The following is a 13905-nucleotide window of genomic DNA, read 5'->3' on the forward strand; positions in this document are numbered from 1 at the left end:
GACCGATTTGTGCATAAGTTTTGGGGGCAGGCTGGCGTTGGCCGCACTATGTTGACGTCACGCTTCTGTCATGCCGCGCTGCGACACTGCGCTGCGTACTCCCCAGCACCCTCCCCGCTGGCAGGAGTGCTGAGATGCCGTACCTCTCACCTCCCCAGAAAACGGCCCAAACGGCGCGGCTCCCCCGCGCCGTTTTTTTGTGCGTAGGGCGTGCGGGAGATGCGAAGCCTCAAAGCAGGCCGCGCGCGGCCATCGAGACCGGCTCGTCGGCACCGATGATGAGGTGATCGAGGACACGCACGCCGACCAATTGCAGGGCGTCGCTTAGCTCGCGTGTGATGGTGCGATCTGCCGCGCTTGGCTCGGCGACGCCTGAGGGATGGTTGTGCGCCAGGATGACCGCGCATGCGTTATGCCGCAGGCAGGCGCGGACTACCTCGCGTGGATGCACGTTGGCGCCATCCACGGTACCGCGGAAAAGTTCTTCGAACGCCAGTACGCGATGGCGGTTGTCCAGAAACAGGCAGGCGAACACTTCGTATGGCAGGTGCTGCAGTCGGGCGCGTAAATAGTCGCCGCTGTCGCGGGGGTTATTCAGGCCAGGACGGGCGGACAGTTGCTCGCCCAGTGCACGCCGAGCCAGTTCAAGTGCAGCGATCAGCCGGGCACGCTTGGTCGGGCCGATGCCGGGAAGCTGCTGCATTTGCTGCGGGTCGCTGAGCAGGGTGCGCAGACTGCCGGCCGCAGCCAGCCATTCGCGGCCCAGCGTGATTGCGTCTTTACCGCGCGTGCCACTGCCAAGCAGCACAGCGATCAACTCGGCATCAGACAATGCCTCGGTACCGCGACTTAACAACTTTTCGCGCGGGCGTTCTTGTTCGGGCCATTCACGGATGCTCATGGGTCAAAGCATGCTGGTATGTGCGTCCTCTGGGCAGCGGTGGTTGGAGGCGAATCCGGTAAGCTAAGCGCTTGCCCGTTTGTCAGGCCTGTCTTACATGAGTCTTGCTCAAGCTGATCTTGCTGGTCTTGCCCAGCGCCGCATTCTGCTCGGTGTGTCCGGCGGCATTGCCGCCTACAAGTCGTGTGAATTAGTTCGTCGTCTGCGTGACCTCGGCGCCGAAGTGCGCGTGGTCATGACGGAAAGGGCGACCCATTTTGTCAGTGCCACCACGTTTCAGGCGCTGTCCGGCCAAGCTGTGCGGGTCAGCCTGTGGGACGAACAGGCCGAAGCGGCGATGGGCCACATCGAGCTGGCGCGCTGGGCCGAGCGAATTCTGATTGCTCCGGCCAGTGCGGACATCATTGCGCGCCTTGCGCACGGCTTGGCCGATGATCTGCTGACCACCCTATGTCTGGCCAGCGCCGCTCCGCTGTATGTGGCCCCGGCGATGAATCAGCAGATGTGGGCGCATGCAGCGGTGCAGGCGAATGTCGCCACGCTGCGCCAACGCGGCGTGCATCTGCTCGGTCCGGCATCGGGCGATCAGGCCTGCGGAGACATTGGTTCGGGCCGGATGCTGGAACCGCTGGAGTTGCGCGAGGCGCTGCTTGCCTCGTTCGCCAGGCAGGTGCTGCGTGGGCTGAAAGTAGTGGTCAGTGCCGGGCCGACTTATGAAGACATTGATCCGGTGCGTTTCATCGGCAACCGCAGCTCCGGCCGGATGGGTTTTGCCGTCGCCGAAGCGGCCGCACAAGCGGGTGCCGAGGTGAGCCTGATCGCCGGGCCGGTGAGCCTGCCCACGCCAGCCGGGGTGGCGCATCGCGTCGATGTGCGCAGCGCCGCGCAAATGCAGGCGGCAGTGCTTGAGGCCGTGGGCCAGGCGCAGATTTATATCGGTGCGGCCGCTGTCGGCGATTACCGTCCGGCCAGTGTCGCCGAGCAAAAGCTGAAAAAGCAGGACGGTGACGGCCTGACACTCAAGTTGACCCAGAATCCTGACATTCTGGTCGATCTGTCTGCGCAAACCGTGCGGCCTTTCCTGGTTGGTTTCGCCGCCGAGACGCATGATGTAGCGGCTTACGCACAAGATAAATTGCAACGCAAAGGATTGGACATGATTGCCGCCAACTTGGTCGGTGGCGGCCTTGGTTTCGAGGCTGCCGACAACGCATTGAGCCTGTATTGGCCGGGCGGCTCGATCGAGCTGCCGCGTGCAGGCAAATCAGAGTTGGCACGGCAGTTAATCGCCCACGTGGCCGAACGCTATCGGGCGGCGCGCCCATGATCGAGGTCGAGCTGAAGATTCTCGACCCGCGCCTGGGCAACGCCATCCCGCTACCGCAAGCCGCAACCACGGGCAGCGCCGGCATGGATTTACGTGCCGCGTTGGATGTGCCGCTCACCCTGGCACCGGGCGAAAGCGCGCTAGTGCCTAGTGGTATCGCGATTCACATTGCGGATCCGGGCTGGTGCGCGTTGATCGTGCCACGCTCGGGACTCGGGCATAAGCATGGGCTGGTCATGGGTAACCTGGTCGGTGTGATCGACGCGGATTACCAGGGGCCTTTGATGATTTCCTGCTGGAACCGTGGCACGCAGCCGTACACCATCGCCGTAGGCGATCGCATCGCGCAGATGCTGTTGGTGCCGGTAGCGCAGGCGCAATTGAAGGTAGTGCCGGAATTTACGCCGTCGCAGCGGGGCGTAGGCGGTTTCGGTTCAACGGGCGTCAATTAGTACAGGTCAATTCAGTACAGGCCGAAGCAATACAAACAGAAGGGGGTCAGACCGTCCGCGCGCTGCGCAGGTCAATGATCCGATAACCGTAAGGGGCGGGGGTATGGCGATCACTATCGCGGGTAGACGTTTGTCCACCGAGCGGATCGAATGGCAGCGCCTATTGCCACTGGCAGGCGGCACGCTGTTATTGCTGTTGGGCCTGTTTTGTCTGTGGCAGGCTTGGTTGATCGCCGACGAAGGCAGCGCCATCGTGCGGGTGCATGCCGCACAGGATCAGGCCGTACAGGCGTTAACGACCGAAGTCGCCGGACAGCGCGGCAAGATCGATCAGGTTCTGGCTACAGTCGATCCGGCCAGTCTTGGGGGTGATCGCGATCTACTGGTGGCGAGTCTGCGCCAGCAGTTGCCGCAAATACAGCGGCTGGAATTGTTCAGCGGCAACCTCGACGAGGTATTGCATGCCAACTATCACGACTTCGGTTACGCCAAAGCCGCGCAGTTGATGACCGCGCAGAGTGCGGACGACGGCACTTTGATGCAGACCGTATCCTCGGGTGCCGGTGAGCGCCGGCTTAGTCTGGTGCTACCGGTAGGCTCGTCATCCCGGCCATTGGCCTGGGCCTGGGTCGAGTTGCCGTTTAGCCCGATCGAGCAGCGTTTCATGTCCATTCCGCCAGCCGACGGCAGACTAGAGCTTCGCCAGGGCGGCGATCATGACGATATGCGCCTGTTGGCGAACGGCCCGGCGGCGGCTGAGCGAGAGCTTACGGGTAAGCCGGTCGCGGGAAGTGCGCTGAATGTGCTGGCCGCCTTGCCCGCGGCCTACATCGTATTGCCGCGGTCGGTGTTGTTGGCCGCCTTGCTGGCTTTGCTGGGCTTGGGTGGCAGTGCTTACTTGTGGTGGTTGCGCGTTCATCCGCGCGGTGAATTTGTTTATGAATCTGAGGAACCGACTTTGTCCGATGTGATTGAAAACCAGGCCGAGCCCGTCAAGCCGGCCGCTGCCGCCGTGGCCAAGCCGGTGCCGCCGCCGATGCCGGTCCAGGTGGATCCGAGCATCTTCCGGGCCTATGACGTGCGTGGCGTGGTTGGTAAATCCTTGACCAGGGATTTCGCTCATTTGCTGGGCCAGTCGATCGGCACGGTGATGCGTGAGAAAGGTCTGCGCGAAATCGTCGTCGGCCGCGATGGCCGCCTATCCGGCCCCGAGCTGGCCGGCGCGCTGGCCGACGGTCTGCGCGCTGCCGGTATCGACGTCATCGACATCGGCGCGGCGCCGACCCCGGTGATTTATTACGCGGCTTACCGCTTTAATACCGGCAGTTGCGTGGCCGTTACCGGTAGCCACAATCCGCCGGATTACAACGGTTTCAAGATCGTGGTGGGCGGTGAGACCTTATCCGAAGGCGCGATCAAGGATTTGTACCAGCGTATTGTCGACAAGGCGCTGGAAAGCGGGGGCCAGGGCAGCCTGCGCCACGTCGATGTGACGCCCGATTACATCGATCGCATCACTTCGGATGTGCAGACCGAGCGCCGCCTGAAAATCGTGGTCGACTGCGGTAACGGCATTCCGGGCGCGGTGGCGCCGCAGGTACTCGAGGGCATCGGTTGCGATGTGATTCCGCTGTATTGCGAGGTGGACGGCACGTTCCCCAATCATCATCCCGATCCGTCGGACCCGCATAACCTGGAAGATTTGATCCTCGCCGTGAAAACGACAGGCGCCGACCTCGGTGTGGCCTTCGACGGCGACGGCGATCGTCTGGGCGTGGTCACAAAGGAAGGCGAGATCATCTTCCCCGACCGAACGCTGATGCTGTTTGCGCGCGACGTCCTATCGCGCCAGCCGGGCGCAACGATCATTTATGACGTGAAATGCACCGGACATCTGAAAGGTCAGGTACTGGAAGCCGGCGGCCATCCGCTGATGTGGCGTACGGGTCACTCGTTGATTAAGAGCAAGATGCGCGAGACCGGTGCCGAACTGGCCGGCGAAATGAGCGGGCACTTCTTCTTCAAAGAGCGCTGGTACGGTTTCGATGATGGCATCTACGCCGGCGCGCGCTTGCTTGAGATTCTGGCGGGCGATCCGCAGGGCCGTACCCCGGAAGAGATCTTCGCTACCTGTCCGAAGGGTGTCTCCACGCCCGAGCTGAAGGTCGAAATGGCCGAAGGCGAGCATTACCGTTTCATCGAAGCATTTCGTAAGACGGCCACCTTCGGTGACGCCAACCTGACGACCATCGACGGCGTGCGCGCGGATTGGCCCGACGGCTGGGGCTTGGTGCGCGCATCCAACACCACGCCGATTCTGGTGCTGCGCTTCGATGCGGATAACGAGGAAGCGCTCAAGCGCATCCAGCGGGTCTACCGTGAGCAGTTGCTGGCGGTGGATGCCACCTTGAAGTTGCCGTTCTGAGGCAATACCCCTCGTCCCTTTGGGGGCGAGGGGTAGGCAGTTATTACGACTGAGTCTGGCCTTGCGCCTGCGCTGCCTTCAGCTCCCGATACCGCTGCAATTGCTGCTTCGCCTTTTGATCGGCGGCGTCATGTATGGAGAGTTGGTGTTCAAGTGTATTGCGCTGGCCCGCCACGACATTGCGCTGCTTGGTGATGCTGTCGCTGAGAAATTTCGGCACCGTTTGTTTTGCTCGTTCGGCGTCCGCTGCGCGGGCGAGCAAGTCGGCCAGTGCTTTTTCCTGGCTGTGCAGGTTGATCCGGGTGGTGCTGATCTGCTGGTCGATGTTGTTCATTTCCAGCTTGAGCGATGACTTGTACGAATCCTCGTCCGGATAGGCAGTCAGCATCTGCATTTCACTGCGGGCTTGTTCTTGCGCGGCAAGCTTTTGCGCCGCCTGTTCGTCGGCAAGCTTTTGCGCGGCGGCGCGCTCTTGAGGGTTGAGCTGCCGCTCCACATGCCGGATCACCAGGCCCCGGTCGTTGACGACCTCATAGCCATATTTCATGGCATCGGAGGTGAGGCTGTCGCTGTAGTGCGGCAGACCGCTGCCATCGCGCCAGCGGTAGCGAACACCGTTGCCCTGGCTTTGAGCTTGCAGCGCATCGACCGATAAGCTGACTGTCAGCGCGGTGGCCGCGACGACAAAAATGATTTTTCGCATGAAACATCCCCCTGATGGCCGGCAGTATAGCCAGCGCACGGATGTTGCCTAGAGGCGTACATCCGCGCATTTGCCATCCTTGTGACGGCGATCGCCTCGATAGATCAGGAAAGCCTCAAGAACCGACGCCGTAGCGCTCGCGATAGGCCATCAGGCGAGCATGTTCGGCGGCCAGCTCCGACCGTTCGCCGGCATAGGCCAATACGTCGCCAAGGCCGGTAATGGCGATCACCGGAATACCGAATTCGGCCGTGACTTCCTGCGCTGCCGATAGTGCGCCTTGGCCGCGCTCCTGGCGATCCAGTGCGATCAGCACGCCGGCGGGGGTTGCGCCGTTGGCGCGGATCAAGGCGAGCGACTCACGCACCGCGGTGCCGGCTGTCATCACGTCATCGACAATCAATACACGTCCTTTCAATGGTGCGCCGACCAGCACGCCGCCTTCGCCGTGATCCTTGGCCTCTTTGCGGTTATAGGCCCAGGGCAGGTCACGGTCGTGATGATCGGCCAGCGCGATCGCCGTCGCGGCTGCCAGTGCGATGCCCTTGTAGGCGGGGCCGAACAACATGTCGAAAGCCAGCCCCGAATTCACTGCGGCTGCGGCATACGAGCGACCTAGCTGCGCCAGTGCGGCGCCGGAGTCGATGCGCCCCATATTGAAAAAGTACGGGCTCTGCCGCCCGGATTTCAGGGTGAACTCGCCAAAACGCAGTACTTCGCGTTTGAGAGTGAGTTCAATGAAGTCGCGCTGATAGTCGTGCACGGATCGTCTCGCAAGGTTAAGTAGTGATGTTGTCAGCCGGGCAGGGCGCGCAGCAGCAAATGTTGCGGCCCGGCTCGGCCGCCATGGTACAACTCGCCGCTGTCCTCGAAACCGCAGCGCCGGTACAACGTCAACGCGGCGTGGTTACTGCAGTTCACCGTAAGTACCAATCGGCGCGCAGCCGGATGGCGTGTAGCGAGATCGGCGAGGATGGCGGTCATGGCTTGTGCGCCCCATCCCCGGCCTTGCCAGTCGGCATCGATAAAGAATGCGCGAAGGCCGAGCGCGGTCGGTCCGAAATCACGGCCGACGATGCTGCGTGAACGGGTCTCGATGCAGTAAAAGCCGATCGGCGTTGCGCCATGCAGTACCGCCATCGGCTCACTGCTGCGGCTGTTATCCGCTTCCGCCAGCAGGTTGCTGATGATGCCGACGAAATCCTGCTGGGCCGGGTGCACGCGCAGTCGCATGACCGCCTCGCGCAGTGAGGCATCGACCGGAGCAACAACAATGGCTGGGAGTTCACGCATGGTTGTTATCATGCACCACCCGCCGCAACCCCTTAGATTGCTGGAGTCCGCATGCGCATCATCAGCCTTAACGCCAACGGCATCCGTTCGGCCGCGACCAAAGGTGTATTCGAATGGCTGCGTACGCAGAACGCCGACGTGGTCTGTGTACAAGAAACCAAGGCTCAGGAAGACCAGCTCAGCGATCCGATGTTTCGCCCCGACGGCCATCACTGCTTCTATCGCGACGCCAGCAGCAAAAAGGGCTACAGCGGCGTGGCGATCTATGCCAAGCGCGAGCCCGATGAGGTGTTGACCGAGCTGGGCTGGGATGCGTTCGACAACGAGGGCCGCTATATCGAGGCGCGTTTCGGCAATTTGAGCGTGGTGTCGCTGTATCTGCCTTCCGGCTCGTCCGGCGACGAGCGGCAGCAGTACAAGTTCAAAGTGATGGAATGGATCACCCCGATCTTCGAGGCGTGGCTCAAGAGCGGTCGCGACTACGTGATCTGCGGTGACTGGAACATCGTGCACACCAAGAACGACATCAAGAACTGGAGCTCCAACCAGAAAAACTCCGGCTGCCTGCCCGAAGAACGCGCCTGGCTGGATTTGCTGTTCCAGCAGCATGGCTGGGTCGACAGCTTCCGCGCGATCAAGCCCGACGCGGTGGAATACACCTGGTGGTCGAACCGGGGCCAGGCGCGGGCGAACAACGTGGGTTGGCGTATCGACTACCAGGTGGTCACGCCGTCTCTACGCGATCGCCTGAAGTTGTGCTCGGTCTATCGCGACCAGCGCTTCTCCGATCATGCGCCGTACATCGTCGATTATGCCGACTGATCCGACGGCGATGACTTCATCCGCGTCTGCGGCGGCGGCAAAGCCGCCCAGGCCGTCAGTCTGGAAATCATTTGCGCAGCCCGCTGCGTGGACGATGTTTTTGTTCGGGTTTTCGTCGGGGCTGCCGTTCCTGCTGGTAGCCGGCACCTTGGCCTACTGGCTCAAAGAGAAAGGCATCGTGTTGAAAGACATCACGATGATCGCCAGCGCCGGCATGACATATGCCTTCAAGTTTCTGTGGGCGCCTTTGCTCGACCATTGGCGGATTCCTGGTTTCGTGCGGTTCGGCCAGCGCCGCGGCTGGCTGCTGTTTGCGCAGATTGGCGTGGTGGTCGGCCTGCTCGCGATGGCGGCGCTGACGCCGGCTCAGTTGACGCCATTCGTCGTGGCGACGCTGATCGTTGCGTTTTTCGGTGCGACTCAGGACATCGCGGTCGACGCATATCGGATTGAGATTGCCCCCGTGGAGGTGCAGGGCGCCTTGGTTGCGACCTACTCGTTGGGCTATCGCATCGGTCTTATCATGGCCGGCGCCCTGGCATTGATTCTTGCCGACCACATAGCGTGGAGCTGGGTTTATGTGTTGATGGCCATTTTGATGGGCCTGCCCATCGCGGCAACCTTGATGGCGCGCGAGCCCGAAGTTCGCCGGGTGCTGCCCGATCGCTGGCGCGATGCCATGCGCGAAGGTGTTATCGATCCATTTGCCGATTTCTTTCGTCGCTATGGCTGGCACCTCGCCGGCGTGACCTTGCTGTTTATCCTGCTGTTCAAGATTCCCGAGCAGGCGACGATTGGCGGGATCATGAGCCCGTTCTATCGCGATATGGGTTTTGAGAAAACCCAGATCGGCGCCATTACCAAGATCTACGGCGTCTGGATCGGTATTGTCGGCGTCTTTATCGGCGGTGCGGCGGTCGCGCGATGGGGCGCATGGCGCCCACTATGCGCATCTATTGTGTTGTGTGGGTGCACCAACCTGCTGTATCTGTTCGTGGCTGCTCACCCAGGCAACCTCGTCGTGCTGACCTTGGTGATCTCCGGCGAGAACCTTACGCTGGGCATACTTGGGCCGCCGACCGTGGCGTTCTTGTCCTCGCTGGTCAATCGCCAGCACACGGCAACGCAGTACGCCTTATTGAGTTCGTTGGTTAACCTGCCCGGCAAGGTGCTTGGCTTCTTTGCCGGGGGTATCGTCGCAGCGACCACTTACAGCACCTATTTCGTCATTACGGCGCTGGCGGTGCTGCCCGCGGCAGCGTTGTTTCTATATTTATGGCCGCGTTTTCGCGAAGCCGAACGTTTGCGCGCTGCCGGTCATGATGAGGGGTAGCTTGTCCAAGCCGGCTGCTTGACCAAGCAGGCGTTCAGGCTCTGAGACCCAGGCCACGAATCGGCCTTGGTTAACTTGCGCGCATAGCGTTCTGTGCCACCATGCGCGCGCAGGGGGGCCTACGTAACGCGGAGTGATGACGGTGCCGGTTCTCGTCATACGCCATATCGACAATCTGATGGCCGAGCGCATCAAGGCGCTGGCTAAAGAACGGCAGTGGTCGATCAATGACGTCGTGCTTTATGCACTGCGCCATGGGCTCGGCATGGCGGCAGGCAATATCTTCGCTGAGACGCTGCGCGATTCCGGTGACCTCACCATCTTGAGCGGGCAGTGGGACGCAGAGGAAAAGGCCGCCTTTCAGGAGGCTATCCAGGCTTTGTCAGTGGCGCCACCCGATCCGCTGGCACCGCGTAAATAAGGTCACACGGTGGGAGCGGGGTAAATCGCCCCAAGCACCCGTAAGCCGCGTGCGCCGGTGACGGCAGGTAAATTGCCTGGCAGGCCGAGCAGGCGCTGGCGTGCAAGCCAGGCAAACGCAACGGCCTCCAGATAATCAGGATCGATACCATGTGCCGCCGTACTCAGCACCGCGCGCGGTGCGAGTAGTTCGGCGAGCCGGCGCATCAGTGGACCGTTATGTACGCCACCACCGCAGGCCAGTACGTCGATGGCATCGGGTGCGTGGTGGGCGATCGCTTCAGCCACGCTGCGTGCGGATAGTTCCAATAACGTAGCCTGCACGTCGGCCGCCGCCAGCGTGTCTACTTGCGGATGTGCGGTTAGCCAGGCCAGATGGAAGTGTTCGCGCCCGGTGCTTTTCGGCGGCGGCAGCATGAAGTAAGGATCGGCCAGCAGGCTGTTCAGCAGAGTGTCGTCGACCCGGCCGCTCGCCGCGAACCTTCCGTCCCGGTCGAACGGCTCGCCACGATGGCGTAGACACCAGGCATCGAGCAGGCCGTTGGCCGGTCCGGTATCGAAGCCCAGCACGCTGCCATGGGCGCCGAGGACGGTGATATTGGCGATGCCACCAAGATTCAGGACCACTCGGCATCGGTGCGGCTGCGCCAGCAGCATGGCGTGTACCGTAGGCAGCAACGGAGCGCCCTGGCCACCTGCGGCGACGTCGGCGCGACGGAAATCCGCGATGACATCCGCGCCGCAGCGCTCGGCAATCACCGTGGGGTCGCCCACTTGCAAGGTAAAAGGGTGTTCGCCGGTGGGCCGATGGCGCAGGGTCTGACCATGCGATCCAATTGCCCGGATGGCAGATACCGGCGTATGGCTTTGTGCGAGCAGGTTCTGCGCGGCTTCGGCAAAGCTTTGCCCAATCGCCACGTCCAATCGGCCATAGGTATCGAGATCCAGCCGTACTTCATCCTGCGCCACCGCGAGAATGCGTTCGCGCAGCGCGCTGGGCCACGGATGAGTGAGGGCCGCCAGTAGCTGCGGCTGATTGTCGTTAAAGCGCACCAGGGCGGCATCGATGCCGTCGGCGCTGGTGCCGGAGATCAGTCCGATATAAAGCGCCGAAGCGTCGTCCATGCGTTGCCCGCCTACAGCTTGTTTGGTCACTTCGGGCAATCAGTCGTCGCTGCGCGTGGTGTTGCCGACGCGTGCCAGTTTCACATTGGCATCCAAGGCTTTCAGGCGAGCCAATTGCGGTTGCACCACCTGTGCCTTGAATTTGGCCAGTTGTGCGGCGGGCAGCGGTTCGGGCTTGGGCAAGGTCACCGTCTGCGGGTCGCGCTGCAGGTTATTGACGCGGAACTCATAATGCAGATGCGGGCCGGTGGCGAGGCCGGTCATGCCGACAAAGCCAATCACCGAGCCCTGGCTCACATGCTGGCCGACCTTGAGGTTGGCGAACTTCGACATGTGGCCGTAGGCGGTGCTGATGGTCGAGTTGTGCTGCACGATGACGAAGTTGCCGTAGCCGTTCATCCAGCCGCGAAACTTCACCACGCCGTCGCCGGCGGCATGAATCGGCGTGCCGGTGGGTGCGGCGTAGTCCACGCCTTTATGCGCACGCATGCGGCCGAGTACCGGATGCATGCGCGCCGCGCTGAAGGTCGAGGAAATGCGCGTGAAATCGACCGGAATACGCAGGAACGATTTCTGGATCGAGCGGCCGTCCTCGCTGAACCAGCCGTACTGGCCGTCGTCTTTCTTGAAGCGATAAGCGGTGTAGCGCGTGCCCTGGTTCACGAATTCGGCCGCGACGATTTCGCCTTCGCGCAGATAAGCGCCGTCGCGATACACATCGTCATAAACCACGGTGAAGCTGTCGCCTTCGCGTAGATCTTGCACAAAGTCGATGTCGTATTTGAACAACTCGGCCAGCTTCAGCACCATTGCGCTGCTCATGCCGGCTTTGGAGCCTGCGGCGAACAGCGAGCTATTGATGACGCCATGCGCGATGTGTTCGCGGCGCTCGACCTCGCGCGACTGTTCGGACACGCTGGGTTTGTCGCTGTCGAAGCGCACGATGGCGCGGCTGGACTCGTCTTTGTCGAAACGGATGCCCTTAAGGCTGCCGTCCGTACCCAATAGAAAATCGAACTCTTGCCCAGGCCGAATGCTATGCAGTGCCTTCGTGCTGCCCGATTCGTCCATCACACGCTGCAAGTCGGCCAGGCTTAGTCCCTGGCTCTGGAAAATATCCGACAGCGATTGGCCCGGTCGCACCTGCACGATGTGCCAGTCTTCGGCGGTCGGTGTTTGCAATGCCTCGGTGGTGGCCTTGGGCAGGGCCAGCGGCAACATCGCATGTGCGGCGGGTGTCGGGTTCGGCCGCATCGCACTGGCCCAGGCCGGAATAATGAAGCCGGAAAGTGCCGTGATGAGCAGGGCCGTACCGGCCAGCACCCAGCGCTCGCGATGCCAATGAATCGGCCCGGCTTCGCCGTGGCCGCCGAATGACCAATGCGAGCAACGTTCATAGAAGTGAGAGTGTCGGCGCTGCGCCTTGCGACGAATAGCCTGTTTACGCGCTTCGCGCGCAATCCGATATTTCTCACCCATGCCCAGCGTGCCCCGCAATACAATTCTTATAATGCCGCGTACCATAGCGGCCCTATGTAAACGGCGTCAATGCCTTTCGCATCAAGGGTTTGCGTGAGGTTTGTGGTTAACGCACAATTAACTTCAGCGGGCGGCGGTTATCCTTTCGATGCCTGTCTAGACATATATTTTTGAGAGAATTGCATGAATGAGCTTGAGCAAGCACTGGCAACCATCGCGCGCGGTGCTGACGAAATCATCAAGCATGAGGAGTTGGTCGAGCGCTTGAAGCAAGGGCGCCCATTGCGCATCAAGGCCGGGTTCGACCCAACAGCGCCGGACCTGCACCTGGGCCATACCGTATTGCTCAACAAGATGCGCCAGTTCCAGGATCTGGGGCACCAGGTGATCTTCTTGATTGGCGACTTCACCGGCATGATCGGCGATCCCACTGGCAAGAACATCACGCGCAAGCCGCTGACCCGCGAGGATGTGCTGGCGAACGCCGAGACCTATGCCGAACAGGTCTATAAAGTGCTGGACAAGGAACGCACCGAGCTGCGGTTCAATTCCGAATGGTTCGGTCAGATGACCGCAGCCGATATGATCAAGCTTGCCGCTCAGCACACCGTGGCGCGCATGCTTGAGCGCGACGATTTCGCCAAGCGCTATGCCGCGCAGCAGCCGATCGCGATCCATGAATTTCTCTATCCGCTGGTGCAGGGCTATGACTCCGTCGCGCTCAAATGCGACGTCGAGCTCGGCGGCACCGATCAGAAATTCAATTTGTTGATGGGCCGGGCCTTACAAGAGCACCACGGCCAGCCGCCGCAAATCGTCTTGACCATGCCGTTGCTGGAGGGCCTGGATGGCGTCAACAAGATGTCCAAGTCCCTTGGTAACTACATAGGCATCAATGAGCCCGCGATCGACATCGTTACTAAGACGATGAAGATCGGCGACGAGTTGATGTGGCGCTGGTTCGAATTGCTCAGCTTCGAGGTCTCGTTGGACGAGCTGGCACAGATGAAGCGCGATATAGAAAGCGGCGTACTCAATCCACGCGATGCCAAGCTGCGCCTGGCGCGCGAATTGGCCACGCGCTTCCATAACGTAGCTGCCGCGGAGCTGGCCATCGCCGGCTGGCACGCTGTAGTACGTGGAGAGGGGGATACCAGTCTGTTGCCGTTGACTGAGATCGCCGTACCGGCTGAGGGTCTGCGTCTGCCGGCACTGCTTACGGCGGCGGGGCTGACGGCGAGCAACTCCGAAGCGAGTCGCAAGCTTAAAGAGCGTGCCGTACGTATAGATGCAGAAGTGATCGAGGACGCGCAACGCATCTTCGTGCCGGGCTTCGAAGCGGTGCTGCAGGTAGGCAAGCGCAACTTTGCGCGTGTGCTGCTGACCGGTCAGTGAGCCATGCGAGGCCGACGATTGCCGCTATGGCATCGTCGGCATTTCGCATACTGCGATTGAGAACAATCGCTTAGAAGAAAATGTGAAAATTTTTCGAGAAATTGCTTGCCAAAAAAGCAGGCCGTCCTTAGTATTCGCCTCCCCGCCGCTGCAGCGCTTCGCACCGGCAACAACTGCAGAAAAAAAGTTTCACGCAGGTGTTGACGGACTTGGAAAGCGATGTAGAATGG

13 protein-coding genes are annotated in these 13905 nt (G+C 61.3%); 7 read left to right on the forward strand and 6 right to left on the reverse strand.

Annotated elements, in window-relative coordinates:
- Positions 1-229: 229 nt before the first annotated feature.
- Complete coding sequence (gene radC, locus DVJ77_RS15060) at positions 230-901, reverse strand: RadC family protein (RefSeq protein ID WP_114846318.1); 672 nt, start codon at positions 899-901, stop codon at positions 230-232.
- Between the two features lie 97 nt (positions 902-998).
- Between radC and coaBC the strand changes: the two genes are divergently transcribed.
- The 3 genes from coaBC to DVJ77_RS15075 all read left to right on the forward strand — a co-directional run bounded on the left by coaBC (position 999) and on the right by DVJ77_RS15075 (position 5105).
- Positions 999-2228 (forward strand): bifunctional phosphopantothenoylcysteine decarboxylase/phosphopantothenate--cysteine ligase CoaBC, encoded by a 1230-nt coding sequence (coaBC, locus tag DVJ77_RS15065; RefSeq protein WP_114846319.1) that lies wholly within the window; start codon positions 999-1001, stop codon positions 2226-2228.
- Entirely contained in the window at positions 2225-2680 is a 456-nt protein-coding gene (gene dut, locus DVJ77_RS15070; protein ID WP_114846320.1) for a dUTP diphosphatase, read from the forward strand. Before coaBC ends, dut begins: the two co-directional genes overlap by 4 nt.
- A gap of 103 nt (positions 2681-2783) precedes the next feature.
- Positions 2784-5105: a phosphomannomutase/phosphoglucomutase gene (locus tag DVJ77_RS15075; protein ID WP_114846321.1), complete on the forward strand. Its 2322-nt coding sequence runs from the start codon at positions 2784-2786 to the stop codon at positions 5103-5105.
- Between the two features lie 43 nt (positions 5106-5148).
- Here DVJ77_RS15075 and DVJ77_RS15080 read toward each other — a convergent pair whose 3' ends face one another.
- The 3 genes from DVJ77_RS15080 to DVJ77_RS15090 form a co-directional block, all read right to left on the reverse strand.
- Positions 5149-5808 (reverse strand): DUF4124 domain-containing protein, encoded by a 660-nt coding sequence (locus tag DVJ77_RS15080; RefSeq protein WP_114846322.1) that lies wholly within the window; start codon positions 5806-5808, stop codon positions 5149-5151.
- Positions 5809-5923: 115 nt separating this feature from the next.
- On the reverse strand, positions 5924-6571 hold the full coding sequence (pyrE, locus tag DVJ77_RS15085; RefSeq protein WP_114846323.1) for an orotate phosphoribosyltransferase: 648 nt from the start codon (positions 6569-6571) through the stop codon (positions 5924-5926).
- A gap of 32 nt (positions 6572-6603) precedes the next feature.
- Complete coding sequence (locus tag DVJ77_RS15090) at positions 6604-7101, reverse strand: GNAT family N-acetyltransferase (protein ID WP_114846324.1); 498 nt, start codon at positions 7099-7101, stop codon at positions 6604-6606.
- A 51-nt stretch (positions 7102-7152) separates the two neighbouring features.
- Between DVJ77_RS15090 and DVJ77_RS15095 the strand changes: the two genes are divergently transcribed.
- The 3 genes from DVJ77_RS15095 (at position 7153) to DVJ77_RS15105 (ending at position 9677) form a co-directional block, all read left to right on the forward strand.
- Positions 7153-7923 carry an exodeoxyribonuclease III gene (locus DVJ77_RS15095; protein ID WP_114846325.1) on the forward strand — a complete coding sequence of 257 codons (771 nt, stop codon included), beginning with the start codon at positions 7153-7155 and terminating at the stop codon, positions 7921-7923.
- Between the two features lie 10 nt (positions 7924-7933).
- Positions 7934-9256 carry an AmpG family muropeptide MFS transporter gene (locus DVJ77_RS15100; protein ID WP_225428024.1) on the forward strand — a complete coding sequence of 441 codons (1323 nt, stop codon included), beginning with the start codon at positions 7934-7936 and terminating at the stop codon, positions 9254-9256.
- A gap of 136 nt (positions 9257-9392) precedes the next feature.
- Positions 9393-9677, forward strand: a complete 285-nt coding sequence (locus DVJ77_RS15105) for a hypothetical protein (protein WP_114846327.1) — start codon at positions 9393-9395, stop codon at positions 9675-9677.
- Between the two features lie 2 nt (positions 9678-9679).
- Here DVJ77_RS15105 and DVJ77_RS15110 read toward each other — a convergent pair whose 3' ends face one another.
- Positions 9680-10801, reverse strand: coding sequence for an anhydro-N-acetylmuramic acid kinase (locus tag DVJ77_RS15110; protein ID WP_114846328.1), 1122 nt, complete (start codon positions 10799-10801; stop codon positions 9680-9682).
- A gap of 39 nt (positions 10802-10840) precedes the next feature.
- Positions 10841-12280 carry an OapA family protein gene (locus DVJ77_RS15115; RefSeq protein ID WP_114846329.1) on the reverse strand — a complete coding sequence of 480 codons (1440 nt, stop codon included), beginning with the start codon at positions 12278-12280 and terminating at the stop codon, positions 10841-10843.
- 183 nt (positions 12281-12463) lie between these two features.
- On the opposite strand from DVJ77_RS15115, the gene tyrS reads away from it, so the two are divergent.
- A complete protein-coding gene (gene tyrS / locus DVJ77_RS15120; protein WP_114846330.1) occupies positions 12464-13675 on the forward strand; it encodes a tyrosine--tRNA ligase in 1212 nt (403 codons plus the stop codon).
- Positions 13676-13905: the final 230 nt, after the last annotated feature.

It is taken from the genome of Dyella tabacisoli (assembly GCF_003350925.1).
In the GTDB taxonomy this organism is placed as follows: domain Bacteria; phylum Pseudomonadota; class Gammaproteobacteria; order Xanthomonadales; family Rhodanobacteraceae; genus Dyella_C; species Dyella_C tabacisoli.